Origin of the sequence: Streptomyces mangrovisoli (genome assembly GCF_000974985.2) — a bacterium.
Taxonomy (GTDB): Bacteria; Actinomycetota; Actinomycetes; order Streptomycetales; family Streptomycetaceae; genus Streptomyces; species Streptomyces mangrovisoli.
Window position 1 is genome coordinate 33,549 of the sequence record NZ_LAVA02000018.1, and the last position, 13,193, is coordinate 46,741.

The 13,193-nt window shown below is 71.5% G+C and carries 11 protein-coding genes; 4 read left to right on the forward strand and 7 right to left on the reverse strand.

Annotated elements, in window-relative coordinates:
• The first annotated feature begins 71 nt into the window (after positions 1-71).
• A complete protein-coding gene (locus WN71_RS09105) occupies positions 72-995 on the forward strand; it encodes an N-acetylmuramoyl-L-alanine amidase (RefSeq protein WP_046591503.1) in 924 nt (307 codons plus the stop codon).
• 405 nt (positions 996-1,400) lie between these two features.
• On the opposite strand, the gene WN71_RS09110 is transcribed toward WN71_RS09105, so the two are convergent.
• Positions 1,401-2,078: a DUF429 domain-containing protein gene (locus WN71_RS09110; RefSeq protein ID WP_046591502.1), complete on the reverse strand. Its 678-nt coding sequence runs from the start codon at positions 2,076-2,078 to the stop codon at positions 1,401-1,403.
• Positions 2,079-2,485: 407 nt separating this feature from the next.
• Positions 2,486-3,529, reverse strand: a complete 1,044-nt coding sequence (locus WN71_RS09120) for a medium chain dehydrogenase/reductase family protein (RefSeq protein WP_046591501.1) — start codon at positions 3,527-3,529, stop codon at positions 2,486-2,488.
• A 148-nt stretch (positions 3,530-3,677) separates the two neighbouring features.
• Between WN71_RS09120 and WN71_RS09125 the strand changes: the two genes are divergently transcribed.
• From WN71_RS09125 to WN71_RS09135, 3 genes are all read left to right on the forward strand, one after another.
• On the forward strand, positions 3,678-4,304 hold the full coding sequence (locus WN71_RS09125; protein WP_046591500.1) for a TetR/AcrR family transcriptional regulator: 627 nt from the start codon (positions 3,678-3,680) through the stop codon (positions 4,302-4,304).
• Positions 4,305-4,498: 194 nt separating this feature from the next.
• Positions 4,499-5,020 carry a hypothetical protein gene (locus WN71_RS09130; RefSeq protein WP_046591529.1) on the forward strand — a complete coding sequence of 174 codons (522 nt, stop codon included), beginning with the start codon at positions 4,499-4,501 and terminating at the stop codon, positions 5,018-5,020.
• 72 nt (positions 5,021-5,092) lie between these two features.
• On the forward strand, positions 5,093-6,532 hold the full coding sequence (locus WN71_RS09135) for a DUF11 domain-containing protein (RefSeq protein ID WP_071369811.1): 1,440 nt from the start codon (positions 5,093-5,095) through the stop codon (positions 6,530-6,532).
• A 12-nt stretch (positions 6,533-6,544) separates the two neighbouring features.
• Here the strand turns inward: WN71_RS09135 and WN71_RS09140 are convergent, their stop codons facing one another.
• The 5 genes from WN71_RS09140 to WN71_RS09160 all read right to left on the reverse strand — a co-directional run bounded on the left by WN71_RS09140 (position 6,545) and on the right by WN71_RS09160 (position 13,067).
• Positions 6,545-7,003, reverse strand: coding sequence for a MarR family transcriptional regulator (locus tag WN71_RS09140; protein WP_046591498.1), 459 nt, complete (start codon positions 7,001-7,003; stop codon positions 6,545-6,547).
• Between the two features lie 61 nt (positions 7,004-7,064).
• Positions 7,065-8,096, reverse strand: coding sequence for a 2-oxoacid:ferredoxin oxidoreductase subunit beta (locus WN71_RS09145; protein WP_046591497.1), 1,032 nt, complete (start codon positions 8,094-8,096; stop codon positions 7,065-7,067).
• Positions 8,080-10,053: a 2-oxoacid:acceptor oxidoreductase subunit alpha gene (locus WN71_RS09150; protein ID WP_079177752.1), complete on the reverse strand. Its 1,974-nt coding sequence runs from the start codon at positions 10,051-10,053 to the stop codon at positions 8,080-8,082. Before WN71_RS09150 ends, WN71_RS09145 begins: the two co-directional genes overlap by 17 nt.
• 42 nt (positions 10,054-10,095) lie before the next feature.
• Complete coding sequence (locus WN71_RS09155; RefSeq protein ID WP_063777733.1) at positions 10,096-11,406, reverse strand: cation:proton antiporter; 1,311 nt, start codon at positions 11,404-11,406, stop codon at positions 10,096-10,098.
• A gap of 179 nt (positions 11,407-11,585) precedes the next feature.
• Positions 11,586-13,067 carry an NAD(P)/FAD-dependent oxidoreductase gene (locus WN71_RS09160; RefSeq protein ID WP_046591495.1) on the reverse strand — a complete coding sequence of 494 codons (1,482 nt, stop codon included), beginning with the start codon at positions 13,065-13,067 and terminating at the stop codon, positions 11,586-11,588.
• Positions 13,068-13,193: the final 126 nt, after the last annotated feature.

Genomic DNA, 13,193 nt, shown 5'->3' on the forward strand with positions numbered 1-13,193 from the left:
CCACGACCGCCCGCCTCGCGTGGCGATCCACCGCTCCTGCCCAGCCCGCGAAGTCCCGGAAGGACCGAGTCATGGCCACACCACTGAGCGCCGCCGAGATGCTCTCCGCGCTGAAGACCGAGGGCCTCGGCGTCCACGAGCACGTCGGCTGGACCACCCACAACCGCGACAAGGCGACCGGCAAGGCGTTCGGGCCGGTCATCGGCGTGCTGATCCACCACACCGCCGGACACGGCGACCGCGAACTCTGCTTCGACGGCCGCTACGACCTGCCCGGCCCGCTCTGCCACGCCTGGCTCGGCCGCACGGAAGGGCTGTGGCTGATCGGCCACGGCCGCGCCAACCACGCCGGCCTGGTCGACCACGACGTCCTCGACGCGCTGCGCAAGCAGGCCCCGCTCCCCCACGACGACCACGCCCACGCCGACGGCAACGACTGCCTGTACGGCCTGGAGATCGAGAACCTCGGCAACGGCAAGGACCCCTACCCCGACGCCCAGTACCGGCAGGCCGTGCTGTGGGCCGCCGCGCTCTGCCGGGCCCACGGCTGGTCGGAGCGGTCGGTCGCCGGCCACAAGGAGGTCCAGCCCGGCAAGATCGACCCCAGTTTCGACATGGACGACTTCCGCGCCGACGTACGGAAGCAGCTCGCGGCCGGACCCACCGGCACCGGCGGCAAGCCCGCGGGCAAGGCGTCCAAGCCGAGGGTCGACCTGTCCCGCCTCATCGACGCGGCGAAGACCGACCCCGAGGCCAAGCAGGGCCACGTCAGCTACCTGACCGGCACGAACCTCACCGAGGCCGCGCTGGTCGAACTCGGCCACCTCGCGCGGACCTACGCGGGCGACGGCTCCTTCGGCTCCGCCACCGTCACCGCCTACGCCAGGTGGCAGCGCCACCTCGGCTACACCGGCGCGGCGGCCAACGGCATCCCCGGCCGGACGTCCCTCGTCAAACTCGGCGCCGCCAGCGGGCTGTTCACGGTCATCGCCTGACCTCGACCACTGCCGGGACACGCGTGTTCGGCGCACGGCCGGTCATACGGTAGGCTCGATCTTGAGCTCGCCGCCGTAACCACGGTCGGTGCGCGCTGCGTTGGTGGTCCAAGGAAAGACGCCCCGCTTCCTGCGGGGAAATGCAGGTGCAAGGCCTGCCCGGCGCTCCAGACGAAGATCCCCCGCCTCGATGACCGAGGCGGGGGATTTTTGCGTACGGCCTTCGGAGCACGGGGGCAGGCCCGGGGGCGTGGAGCCTTCCCACCGTCCGGTGAGGTCGTCGAGGTCGGCCCAGGCAAGCGGGCCTCCGCCCCGTCTCGGGGGGGGACCCGGGACGAAGACCCGCAGTGACACTTCCGTCCTGACGACGTCCCCGGATGCAGTGGCGGCCGCCCGGCCGGTTCCTCAGCAGCGGATCTCGACCGGGCGGCCCGTCGCGTCGCGTTCCGGGACCCCGGGGAGCCGCTCGGCCGTGCCGAGTGCGATCCGGTGGGCCGACCAGGCGGCGGCCGCGGCGTCGAGCACGTCGTCCACCGGGACGTGGTCCGCCTCCCCCAGTTCGTCCGGGAGCACCAGTCCGGCATCCGTCAGCAGCGCGCGACGCCGGTTCTGGCCGCGCCAGGTCTTCTTGGCGTACGTCAGCGGCACGCCGCCGGCGAGGGCACGGAAGGAGACCTCGGGGTGTACCTCGTGGAGCCTCCCGTCGGCGAGCCAGCACTCCCTCGCCTCCAGGAGCTTCGGCTTGAGCGCCCACGCCTGCACGGTCAGCCGACTGCCGGTCAGTTCCTGGCAGCGGTCGGCCGCGGTGCCGTGGTCCGGCTGCTGCCATGCGGAGCGCGGCGCGACGAGGAAGACGCTGTTGCGGCGCGGGCCGAGGACCGCCCGCGCCGCGAGGTCCGCCGCACGCCAGCCCTTCTCGACGAGGCCCAGCGGCATGTCCACCCCTACCGCCGACACCCCGGCGCCGCGCGCGATCAGCGACGCCAGCCGCGTGTCCACCAGGCTGCCGGCGTACGCACCGTCCGTCAGCCTGATCCCCACCCACCCCCGCTTGCCGCAGGCGTCGACACCCAGGACGTCCATCCACCCGTCCTCTCGCACGCGAACCGATCCGGGACGCCGACGGTACCGCGACCGGGGTGGAGGGCGGCGGGCCCCCGGGCCGGCACCCCGCCCGCGCCCGACGCCTCGCCCCGCCGGACGGGGGCGGGGTGAGGCGCGTGGGACAAGCGTGTTGTAGTGTTCCTCTTGAAGCCGCCGCCCGGACATCCGGGAGACGGTTCGTGCGTTGGTGGTCCAAGGAAAGACGCCCCGCTTCCTGCGGGGAGATGCAGGTGCAAGGCCTGCCCGGCGCTCCAGGAAGGTCCCCGTCTCGGTTTCGAGGCGGGGACCTTTGCGTTACGCGCGCGCGATCACCTGACGTGCGCCGCACCCGACGCCCTCACGTGCGCTGCACGGGACGCCCTCCTTTGCGGTTGCGCGGGAATCTCTCAGGGAACCAGGACCACCTTCCCGCCGATCGTGCCCGACTCCGCCAGACGCAGTGCCTTCGCGGCCTCGGCCAGAGGGAGTTCGGCGGCGATGGCGGCCTGGATGTCGCCGCGCTGCAACGCGGTGAACACCTCGGTGAGGTCGGCGCGCAGGCGGGCACGGAAGCGGGTGGCGGAGAGCGCCTTGCCCGCCCAGACGTTGAAGAAGCAGGCGTGGCGGCCGTTGGGCAGTGCGTTCCACAGCCACACGCGGCCCAGCAGCTTGAGGACCGGCAACTGCTTCGAGCCGGTGGCGTCCCGGGTGGCCGCGCTGCCGTAGGAGACGAGGGTGCCGCCGGGCGCGAGCAAGCGCCAGGAACCGGTCAGGCCGGGGCCGCCGACGTGGTCGAAGACGGCGTCGGCGCCGGCCGGGGCCAGTTCGCGTACGCGGGCGCAGAGGTCGGCCGTGCGGTAGTCGACGGGGGTGACCCCCTGGGCGCGCAGGGCGTCGTGATGGCGGGGAGAGGCGGTCCCGATCACCTTCACCCCGGCGGCGCGGGCGAGTTGGACCAGGAGCGAGCCGACGCCGCCGTTCGCGCCGTGGACCAGGATCGTCTGGCCGGACCGGATACGGGCCTTGCGGTGGAGCATCTGCCAGGCGGTGACGCCGTTGACGACCGCGGTCTCCGCCGCCGCGGCGCTGACACCGTCCGGGACCTCGACGACGTCGGCGGCGTCGAGGACGACATGGGTGGCCCAGCCGCCGGTCTTGGTCAGCGCCGCCACCCGCCGGCCGGCCAGGGCCGCGTCGGCGCCGGGGCCGGTCGCCTGCACGGTGCCGACGAGGTCGTAGCCAGGGACGAAGGGGAAGGGCGGCTGGTCGTAGTAGCGGCCGCGGCGCATCTGCTGCTCCGCGAAGGACACCCCGGTCGCCTCCATGCGGACGAGCACCTGCCCGGGGCCGGGCTCGGGCAGCGGGACCCGGCGCACCTGGAGCCCCTCCGGCTCGACCGTACCCGGCAGGACCACCTCGAGGCGCTCGTGGGTGCTGTTCGTCGTCGTCATCGCCGGTCCCCTTGATGGTTTGTTATGGCTTATCTGGTTTGTTAGAGGCTGTAACTCTCATCTCCAGAGTGGGGTGTCGACAGACTCACGTCAAGGGCTGGCCGAAGATTTTTTTAGTGGGTGTGATTTCCGTGATACCTTCTCACTCATGGAGGATGCGACGTCACCCCGCGCCCGGTACCGCGCCCAGGTCCGCACCGAGATCAAGGAGCACGCCTGGCGGCAGATCGCCGGGGCCGGCGCCTCCGCGCTCTCCCTGAACGCCATCGCCAAGAACATGGGCATGACCGGGCCGGCCCTGTACCGCTACTTCGGCAGCAGGGACGACCTGCTCACCGAACTGGTCACCGATGCCTACCGCAGCCTCGCCGACACCTTCCGCGCCGCCTCCGGCGAGGGGCTCACCGGACTCGGCCACGCCCTGCGCGGTTGGGCGCTCGCCGACCCGCAGCGCTACTTCCTCGTCTACGGCACCCCCGTGCCCGGCTACCACGCCCCCGACGACGTCACCGCCATCGCCGCCGAGATCATGGCCGTCCTCCTCGACGCCTGCGCCACCGGACCGGCCCCGGCCCCCGCGCCGGACCTCGACGCCCACCTCGCCGGCCACCGGGCATGGGACGGCGGACACGGCGCCTCCGAACCCGTCCTGCGGCGGGCCCTGACCGCCTGGACCCGGCTGCACGGCGTGCTCTCGCTCGAACTCGCCGGACATTTCACCGGCATGGGCTTCGATCCCGTGCTGCTGTTCGACGCCGAGCTCTCCGCACTGTAAGATCGATCTTGAGCTCGCCGCCCACATCCGGGTGGCAGGCAGTGCGTTGGTGGTCCAAGGAAAGACGCCCCGCTTCCTGCGGGGAAATGCAGGTGCAAGGCCTGCCCGGCGCTCCCAGCACAGAGGCCCCGCATCCGAAGCGAATTCGGGAGCGGGGCCTTTGTCATGCGCAGCGGGCCGTTAGGGTGCCGGACATGCGCTCACTGATCGCCGCTTTGCGTGCAGACGACGAGGCCGCCCGATTCCTGTCGTGGCCCGGTGACTTCGAACTCGACAGGGCCGATCACGTCGAGGAGGTCCGACTCGCCTCCGGGGCCGAGCTGGAGGCGTTCGGGGGTGACGGGGCCGGCGGCACCTTCTTCTTCTGCGGCGACGGCGGCGAGGAACGCCCCGTGCTCTACGCCGACTCCGAGGGCGGCGCCGCGCTCGTCGCGATCGGCCTGGCCGAGTTGCTGCGCCTGCTGCTGACCGTCCCGTGGTGGCGCGACTGCCAGGACTTCACCGTCAGCGAGAGCCGGGAGCTCGCGCAGGAGTATCTGGAGGACATGCCCGACCTGCCTCAGCGGCGCGAACGGGCCGCGGCCGCCCTCGGCCTCGTCCTGCCCGGCGAGGCAGAGGTGCTCGCCCGGCTCCAGCAGGTCGCCCGCGGCGCCGGCGACGACTACGTCCTGCTCTACGCCCCCGAGAACGAGCCCTACACCCCGCTCATCATCTGACCCCGGCTCACCGGAGCAGACCTGGGGCGGTCGCGTGATCCCTTCGTGTCCTGTGCCATCAATGATCGAGGGATGAGACGGTGGATACGACTTCTCGCGGCCGTCGCCGTGATGGCGGGGGCCTCGGCTCCGGGCACGGCGGCCGGCGCGGCACCGGACCGGGCGGCGGCGAGTGCCGCCGTCGAGGCTCCCGCGACGTACTACACCCAGGCCGACGACCCCACCCGGGTCGAACTGCCGGTCACCATCAACGCCGGCAGCGGGGCGAACGTCCGCGGCGCCGTGCTGACCGTCGACGCCTCCCGCGTACGGGGACTGGTGCGGCTCCAGGCCAAAAGGGTCTGCACCGAGGGCGCGGGCTACGTCTTCACCTGCCGTCTCACCTCCTCCCAGGGGGAGTTCCGGCTGAGGGACCTGGTCGTCCTGGGCGCCGACAAGAAGGCCGCACCCGGCACGCACGGCACCGTGTTCTTCCGGCTCGCCACCGCGGGCGGGCAGCGGGCGGAAGCCCGGACCGAGATGACGGCCGGATCTCCGGAGCTGTGGGGCAGGAAGCTCGCCTTCCACGACGCCCCCGCCGGAAAGCCCCTGAAGATCCGGGGCGGCGTCCTCAACCACGGCCCCTTCACCGCGAGCGGGTTCCGGGTGACGGTGTCCGCGCTCACCGACACGCACCTTCGGCACAGCTACAGCAACTGCCGCTACAGCGAGACTGGCGGGTCCCGGGCCTACTGCGTCTTCGACACCCCCCTCGAACCGGGCCGGGCCTACCTGTTCGACGCGCCGTTCATCCTGGAAGGGGAATCCGAACTGACGCGGGGCACCGCGGTGTTGACCGTCTTCGCCCCTGGACAGGACGCGGGACCGTACTTCGACGAGGCCGTCTACACCATCCCGGGCGAGGGACCCGCGCTCGGCCTCACGCCCACCGAACCCACCGGCTTCGCGCACCTCGCGGACCTCATCCCCGTCGAGACCGACCAGCACATCGATGTACAGGCCGTCGCCGGTTCGCTCGACGGACGGCCCGGCGACACCGTCGAGTTGACGGTGGGGGTGCGCAACGCCGGGCCCGGCCGCATCGACGCCCGCTACGTGCGCTACGAGATCACCCCGCCGGACGGCACCACCCTGATCCCGCCCGACAAGCCCTCCCCGGACCCGGACGAGGACGAGGGGTCCTACTGGTCCTGCTCCCCGTGGAAGGCGGGTGCCGCCCACTACAGCTGCGACGGCGGGAACCTGCCGCCGGGCAAGGCCGTGACGCAGGTGCTGCGGTTCCGCATCGACAGCGCCTACGCCGGGACCGGCAAGGTCACGGCCGTCCTCAGGAACGGCTACGCCTCACACGACTCCCGGCCCGGCAACAACACGGCCGAGATCACCGTCGCCGGCGCGGAAGCGGGCCTGGGTGGCCGGTTCGGCTGGGCCGGGGTCGCGGCCGCCGGGTTCGCCGCCGTCGCCGTCCTCGTGGCCGGCGTGGCGTACCGCAGACGCCGCGCCGCGCGATGAGGGGGCGGCCGGTCAGCCGGTGAACGTGCGCGGGGTCAGGCGGCGCGCCAAGAGGTCCAACGCCGCCGCCACCTCGGCGAGTTCGGCCTCCCCCGGGCCGTCCAGGGCGGCGGCGAGGGCGGAGTCGACGCTCGTCTCGCGCACCGCGGCCACCCGGGCGGACGCCTCGGCGGCGGGACTGACCAGGAGGCGGCGGCGGTCGGCGGGGTCAGGAGCGGCGGTGACCGCGCCGGCCTCCTTCAGCCGGGCCACGGCCGTGGAGACCTGACTCTGCGGCAGGCCGGTGCGCTCCGCGATCTCGCCCACCGCGCTGGCGGGATGGGCGGAGACGTCGCCCGCGACGATCAGCACGGAGCGGGTGCTGCCGCCGTGGCGGCCGCTCCCACCCTCCGGCTCGGGCATGGCCGCCTCGCCGATCTTCATCAGCGCGCGGCCCAGCAGGAAGAGATCCACTCCGTTCACGGTCCCCATGTTACATCAGGATCGATACATCGCGATGGATGCGATCGCGGCGGCACGAAGGCCTCGGCCCTCAGGGAAGGACCGTCCACGTGTCGCCCGACGCCAGCAGTCCGGGCAGGTCTCCCCTGCCGTGGCGAATCACCGCTTCCGCCAGTTGGTCGGACATCTGGGTGTCGTAGACGGGGCGTTCGACGGCGCGGAAGACGCCGATGGGGGTGTGGTGCAGGGCGTCGGGGTCGGCGAGCCGGGACAGCGCGAACGCGGTGGTCGGGGAGGCGGCGTGGGCGTCGTGGACGACGAGGTCGGCCTCGTTGTCGTCGGTGACGGTGACCACGCGCAGGTCGCCGGTGGTGTGGTCGCGGACCACGCCGCGGGTTTTGTCGGTGCCGAAGCGGATGGGTTCGCCGTGGTGCAGGCGGATGAGGGTGTTCTCGGCCTGGTGGCGGTCCTTGAGGGCGTCGAAGGCGCCGTCGTTGAAGATGTTGCAGTTCTGGTAGATCTCGACCAGGGCGGTGCCGGGGTGGGCGGCGGCGGCGCGCAGGACCTCGGTGAGGTGGGTGCGGTCGGAGTCGATGGTGCGGGCGACGAACGACGCCTCCGCCCCGATCGCCAGGGAGACCGGGTTGAAGGGGGCGTCCAGGGAGCCCATCGGCGTCGACTTGGTGATCTTGCCGGTCTCGGAGGTGGGTGAGTACTGGCCCTTGGTGAGGCCGTAGATGCGGTTGTTGAACAGCAGGATCTTGAGGTTGACGTTGCGGCGCAGGGCGTGGATGAGGTGGTTGCCGCCGATGGAGAGGGCGTCGCCGTCGCCGGTGACGACCCAGACGGACAGGTCGCGGCGGGAGGCCGCCAGCCCGGTGGCGATGGCGGGGGCGCGGCCGTGGATGGAGTGCATTCCGTAGGTGTTCATGTAGTACGGGAAGCGTGAGGAGCAGCCGATTCCGGAGACGAAGACGATGTTCTCGCGTGCGAGGCCGAGTTCCGGCAGGAAGCCCTGGACGGCGGCGAGGATCGCGTAGTCACCGCAGCCGGGGCACCAGCGCACTTCCTGATCGGTCTTCAGATCCCTTGCGGTGAGGCGGAGTTCAACGGTGGTGGTCATCGAGCGTCTCCCGCAGGGCGTCGGCGAGTTGGCCGGAGGTGAAGGGTGTGCCGGTGACGTGGTTGTAGGAGTGGGCGTCGACCAGGTACTTCGCGCGGATGAGGGTGGCGAGCTGGCCGAGGTTCATCTCGGGGACGACGACCTTGTCGTAGCCGGCGAGGACGGTGCCGAGGTTGCGCGGGAAGGGGTTGAGGTGGCGCAGGTGGGCCTGTGCGATCGACGCGCCGGCCGCGCGCAGCCGGCGTACCGCGGCGGTGATCGGGCCGTAGGTGGAGCCCCAGCCCAGCACCAGGGTGCGGGCGTCGTGGGGGTCGTCGACGCTCAGGTCGGGGACGTCGATGCCGTCGATCTTGGCCTGGCGGGTGCGGACCATCAGGTCGTGGTTGGCGGGCGCGTAGGAGATGTTGCCGGTGCCGTCCTGTTTCTCGATGCCGCCGATGCGGTGTTCCAGGCCGGGAGTGCCGGGCACCGCCCAGGGGCGGGCCAGGGTCTGCGGGTCACGCAGGTAGGGCCAGAACTCCTCGCCGCCGTCGGCGGTGGTGTGGTTGGGTGCGGTGGCGAACTGCACGCGCAGATCCGGGAGTTCCTCCAGCTGGCGCACCCGCCAGGGTTCGGAGCCGTTGGCGAGGTAGCCGTCGGAGAGGACGAAGACGGGGGTGCGGTAGACCAGGGCGATGCGCGCCGCCTCCAGGACCGCGTCGAAGCAGTCGCCCGGCGTCATCGGCGCGATCACCGGCACCGGCGCCTCGCCGTTGCGGCCGTACATCGCCTGCAGCAGGTCGGCCTGCTCGGTCTTGGTCGGCAGGCCGGTGGAGGGCCCGCCGCGCTGGATGTCCACGACCACCAGCGGCAGCTCCATCGAGACCGCCAGCCCGATCGTCTCCGACTTCAGCGCCACCCCCGGCCCGCTGGTGGTCGTCACCGCCAGGGAGCCGCCGAACGCGGCACCCAGGGCGGCGCCGATCCCGGCGATCTCGTCCTCCGCCTGGAAGGTGCGCACCCCGAAGTTCTTGTGCCGGGACAGTTCGTGCAGGATGTCGGAGGCCGGGGTGATGGGGTAGGAGCCCAGGAACAGCGGCAGGTCCGCCTGCCGGGACGCGGCGATCAGACCGTAGGCGAGGGCCAGGTTGCCGGAGATGTTGCGGTACAGGCCCGGCGCGAACGCCGAGGAGGCGGGGGCGATCTCGTAGGAGACCGCGAAGTCCTCCGTGGTCTCCCCGAAGTTCCAGCCCGCCCTGAACGCCGCCAGGTTCGCCTCCGCGATCTGCGGCTTCTTCGCGAACTTCGACCGCAGGAACTTCTCCGTGCCCTCGGTCGGCCGGTGATACATCCACGACAGCAGGCCCAGCGCGAACATGTTCTTGCTGCGCTCGGCCTCCTTGCGGGAGAGGTCGAACTCCTTGAGCGCGGTGACCGTCAGTGTCGTCAAGGGCACCGGATGGACCCGGTAGGCCTCCAGTGACTCGTCCTCCAGCGGGGAGGCCGCGTATCCGACCTTCGCCAGCGCGCGTTTGGTGAACTCGTCGGTGTTGACGATGATCTCCGCGCCGCGTGGCAGATCGCCGATGTTCGCCTTCAGGGCGGCCGGGTTCATCGCGACGAGCACGTCGGGTGCGTCCCCGGGGGTGAGGATGTCGTGGTCGGCGAAGTGCAGCTGGAACGACGACACCCCCGGCAGGGTGCCTGCGGGCGCGCGGATCTCGGCGGGGAAGTTCGGCAGGGTCGACAGATCGTTGCCGAACGACGCCGTCTCCGAGGTGAACCGGTCACCCGTGAGCTGCATCCCGTCACCCGAGTCCCCCGCGAACCGGATGACCACCCGGTCCAGCCGGCGGACGTCCTTGGCATCGGCGTCCGGGGTATCGGCGTCGCGGGTATCCGCTTCCGGGGTATCCGCCTCGGCCGTATCCGCGTCCGGGGTATCCGCCGCGGACGTATCCGCACTACTCGCAGCCATCGCCTGTCGACTCTCCTGTTCGTGCCGTGCGGGCCGGTGGGGTCACGACGCGGGCCGGACCGCGTCGGGTTCGTCCTCGTCGAGGGCCGCCGCGGCCGCGGCACCGTCGGCGGGACCGGACACGGCACCGCGGGCGGCCTCGTCCTCGATGAGGCGGCGGGGCATGATCCAGCGCAGCAGGGGGCCGGCCATCGCGGTGGTGACGACGGCCATGACGACCATGAGGGAGTACAGCTCCTGGTCGATGATGCCCATGCTCAACCCGACGCTGAGGACGATCAGTTCGGTCAGACCGCGGGTGTTCATCAGGGTGGCCAGGGCCGCGGACTGGCGCTGCGGCATCCCCTGGGCGCGGGCCGCGAGGAAGGCGCCGGCGAACTTGCCGCCGATGGCGACGAGCAGGATCAGGGCGAGGTCGCCCAGCCCGTCGGTGCCGAGGTGCGAGAGGTCGACCTTGAGTCCGGCGACGAGGAAGAACACCGGCAGCAGCAGGACCCCGCCGAGCCGGCCGAGGTGGTCGTGGATGTCGGAGCGCAGCGCGGTGGTGTGCTCGCGCGGGATGACCGCGCCGAGAAGGAACGCGCCGAAGATGAAGTGCAGGCCCATCCACTCGGTGGCACCGGCGGAGACGAGCAGTCCGGCGACGACGAAGGCGAAGGCGGTGGGGGTCAGCCGGGGGCTGGTGCGGGTGGCGATCAGGCGGCGCAGCAGCGGCCGCAGCACGAAGACCATGCCCAGCGCGTACGGCACGAGCAGCAGGATGTGCCACTGGTCGTGGCCGCCGGCGCCGGTGACGGCGACCACGCCGGCCAGGGCCGTCCAGGCCAGGACGTCGTCGATGGAGGCGCAGGCGAGGGCGACGGTGCCGAGGGTGGTGCGGTGCATCCCGCGTTCGGTGAGGATGCGGGCCAGCACCGGGAACGCCGTGATCGACATGGCGATGCCGCAGAACAGCACGAACGCCGTCTTGTCGGGGGTGGTGTGATGTCCCATCAGGTAGAAGGCGAGAGCGCTGCCCAGGCCGAAGGGCAGCAGCACCGAGCTGAGGGAGACCGACACGGCGAAGCCGCCGGTGCCGCGGGCGAGGGTGGAGTCCAGGTCGAGTCCGACGATGAACATGAACACCGCGACGCCGACGGTGGCCAGGGCGCTGAGGAAGGGCCGGATGTCGGTCGGGAAGAGGTGGTCGGAGATGGCCCCGTGGAAGAGGGTGGGTCCCATCAGGATGCCGGCCAGCACCTCGCCGATCACCGGGGGCTGGTCGAGCCGGCGGGCCAGGGCGCCGAGCAGCCGCGCGAGGACGACGACGACGGCCAGGCCGAGAAGGAGTTCCACGTTCTGGTGGGAAGTCATGTCTGGGGGTCCGTTTCTCGCGGGCCGGGCGGCGACCCACCGCGCGAGCGGCGCGCGCGGGTGGCCGCCCGGCCCCTGGGGACGACCTGGGGCCTGTCGTCACATTCGCCTGGCAGACCGGAAGGTGACGACAGGCCCCAGGAGCGCACCGGCCGGCGGCCGGTGCGCTCCTGGGTGGTTCAGGCGACGACGGCGTCGGCGGTGGCCCGCCGGATGCCGAGGGTCGGCGTGGTGGTCAGGTACAGACCGCTGGCCGCGTCGTAGAGGTCGGTGGCGTCCATCTTCATCGGCGCCATGCTGATGGGGGCGTTGGGGCTGGCGGCGATGGCGGCCTGGCGGGCCTGCTCGGCGGCGCTGAGCAGCTGGCCGACCGGGGTGCCGTCGTGACCGGCCTCGTCGATCATCGTCTGGATGGGGGCGGTGCCGAGGCCCGCGACGTCGCTGGCCTCGCGCAGGTCGGTGACGCCCGCGACGAGTTCACCGAAGGCGGCGTCCTTGCCGTCGCCCGCGGTGGTGCCGTCGCTGGACTCGCGCACCAGGGACTCGGCCAGGTCGAAGTAGGTGTCGCTGCCCATGTACTGCTGGTAGACGCCCGAGACGAGGGTGAACAGGCGCTGGTAGGCGTTGCGGAAGAGGGACTCGTAGAAGCCCAGTGCCTGGCTCTCGTCGACGTCGCCGTTGATGGTGGACAGGATGGACGCGGCCGAGAGCATGCCGCTGTACATGGCGAGGTGGACACCGGTCGACAGCAGCGGGTCCAGGAAGCAGGCGGCGTCGCCGACGAGGAAGTAGCCGGGGCCGCAGAAGGAGTCGGCGACGTAGGAGAAGTCCTTCTCCACGCGGACGCCGGGCTGGAACTCGCCGCCGGCCAGCAGGTCGGTGACGGTCGCGGACTCCGCGATGAGGGCGTGCAGCATCTCCTCGGTGGAGGAGTAGTCGGCACGCCGCTCCAGGAAGCGCGACTGGTGGGAGACGAAGCCCACGCTGTAGCGGTCGTCGCGCAGCGGGATGATCCAGTACCAGCCGTCGGGCGAGGAGACGACGTTGATGCCGCCGGAGGGGGTGCCCGGGAGCAGGTCGCCGCCCTTCCAGTAGCCCCAGATGGCGACGTTGCGGAACACCTCGTGCGGGCGGCGGTTCTTGAAGTGCTGGCCGCCGATGACGCCGGCCCGCCCGGAGGCGTCGACGACGAAGTCGAACTCGCCGGTGTGCACCGTGCCGCGGTCCTGCGGGTCGGTCCACTCGGCGCCCACGGCGCGGTCGCCGTCGAAGATCACGCGCTTGACGGAGGCGCCCTGGATGACCTCGACGCCCTGCTCGGCGGCGTGGTCGAGGAGGATGGTGTCGAAGTCGTCGCGGTCCACCTGCCAGGACCGGACGTCCGGGCCGAACAGCTCGGACCAGTCGATCTTCCAGTCCTTCTCCTGGCCCCAGCGCAGCAGGACGCCGGTCTTGACGGTGTAGCCGCGCTCCTCGATCTTCTCCAGCGCGCCGCCGAAGTCGAGAATGCTGCGGCAGGAAGAGGCGATGGACTCGCCGATGTGGTACCTCGGGAACGTGTCGCGCTCCAGAAGCGTCACCGACACACCGGCCCGGGCCAGGAGCGTCGCGGCGGTGGACCCGCCGGGGCCGCCGCCGATTACTAGGACTTTCCGCGTCATCGTGCACCCAATCTGTGGAAGTCGCCCTGTACGGGCCGTGCAGTGGGGTGGAATTCGGAATGCTCGGATTTCTGGTTCGCTCTGTAGTGCGGGGAGGTGTGAACTGGCAATTACGATAAGCAGGTT

Excerpts from the sequence above, each read along its gene's own strand:
- WN71_RS09140 (WP_046591498.1), bottom strand. The coding sequence starts at position 7,003 with ATGGGGACCGTGAACGGAGTGGATCTCTTCCTGCTGGGCCGCGCGCTG.
- WN71_RS09160 (WP_046591495.1), bottom strand. The coding sequence starts at position 13,067 with ATGACGCGGAAAGTCCTAGTAATCGGCGGCGGCCCCGGCGGGTCCACC.
- WN71_RS09135 (WP_071369811.1), top strand. The coding sequence starts at position 5,093 with ATGAGACGGTGGATACGACTTCTCGCGGCCGTCGCCGTGATGGCGGGG.
- WN71_RS09145 (WP_046591497.1), bottom strand. The coding sequence starts at position 8,096 with ATGACCACCACCGTTGAACTCCGCCTCACCGCAAGGGATCTGAAGACC.
- WN71_RS09105 (WP_046591503.1), top strand. The coding sequence starts at position 72 with ATGGCCACACCACTGAGCGCCGCCGAGATGCTCTCCGCGCTGAAGACC.
- WN71_RS09130 (WP_046591529.1), top strand. The coding sequence starts at position 4,499 with ATGCGCTCACTGATCGCCGCTTTGCGTGCAGACGACGAGGCCGCCCGA.
- WN71_RS09150 (WP_079177752.1), bottom strand. The coding sequence starts at position 10,053 with ATGGCTGCGAGTAGTGCGGATACGTCCGCGGCGGATACCCCGGACGCG.
- WN71_RS09110 (WP_046591502.1), bottom strand. The coding sequence starts at position 2,078 with ATGGACGTCCTGGGTGTCGACGCCTGCGGCAAGCGGGGGTGGGTGGGG.
- WN71_RS09125 (WP_046591500.1), top strand. The coding sequence starts at position 3,678 with ATGGAGGATGCGACGTCACCCCGCGCCCGGTACCGCGCCCAGGTCCGC.
- WN71_RS09120 (WP_046591501.1), bottom strand. The coding sequence starts at position 3,529 with ATGACGACGACGAACAGCACCCACGAGCGCCTCGAGGTGGTCCTGCCG.
- WN71_RS09155 (WP_063777733.1), bottom strand. The coding sequence starts at position 11,406 with ATGACTTCCCACCAGAACGTGGAACTCCTTCTCGGCCTGGCCGTCGTC.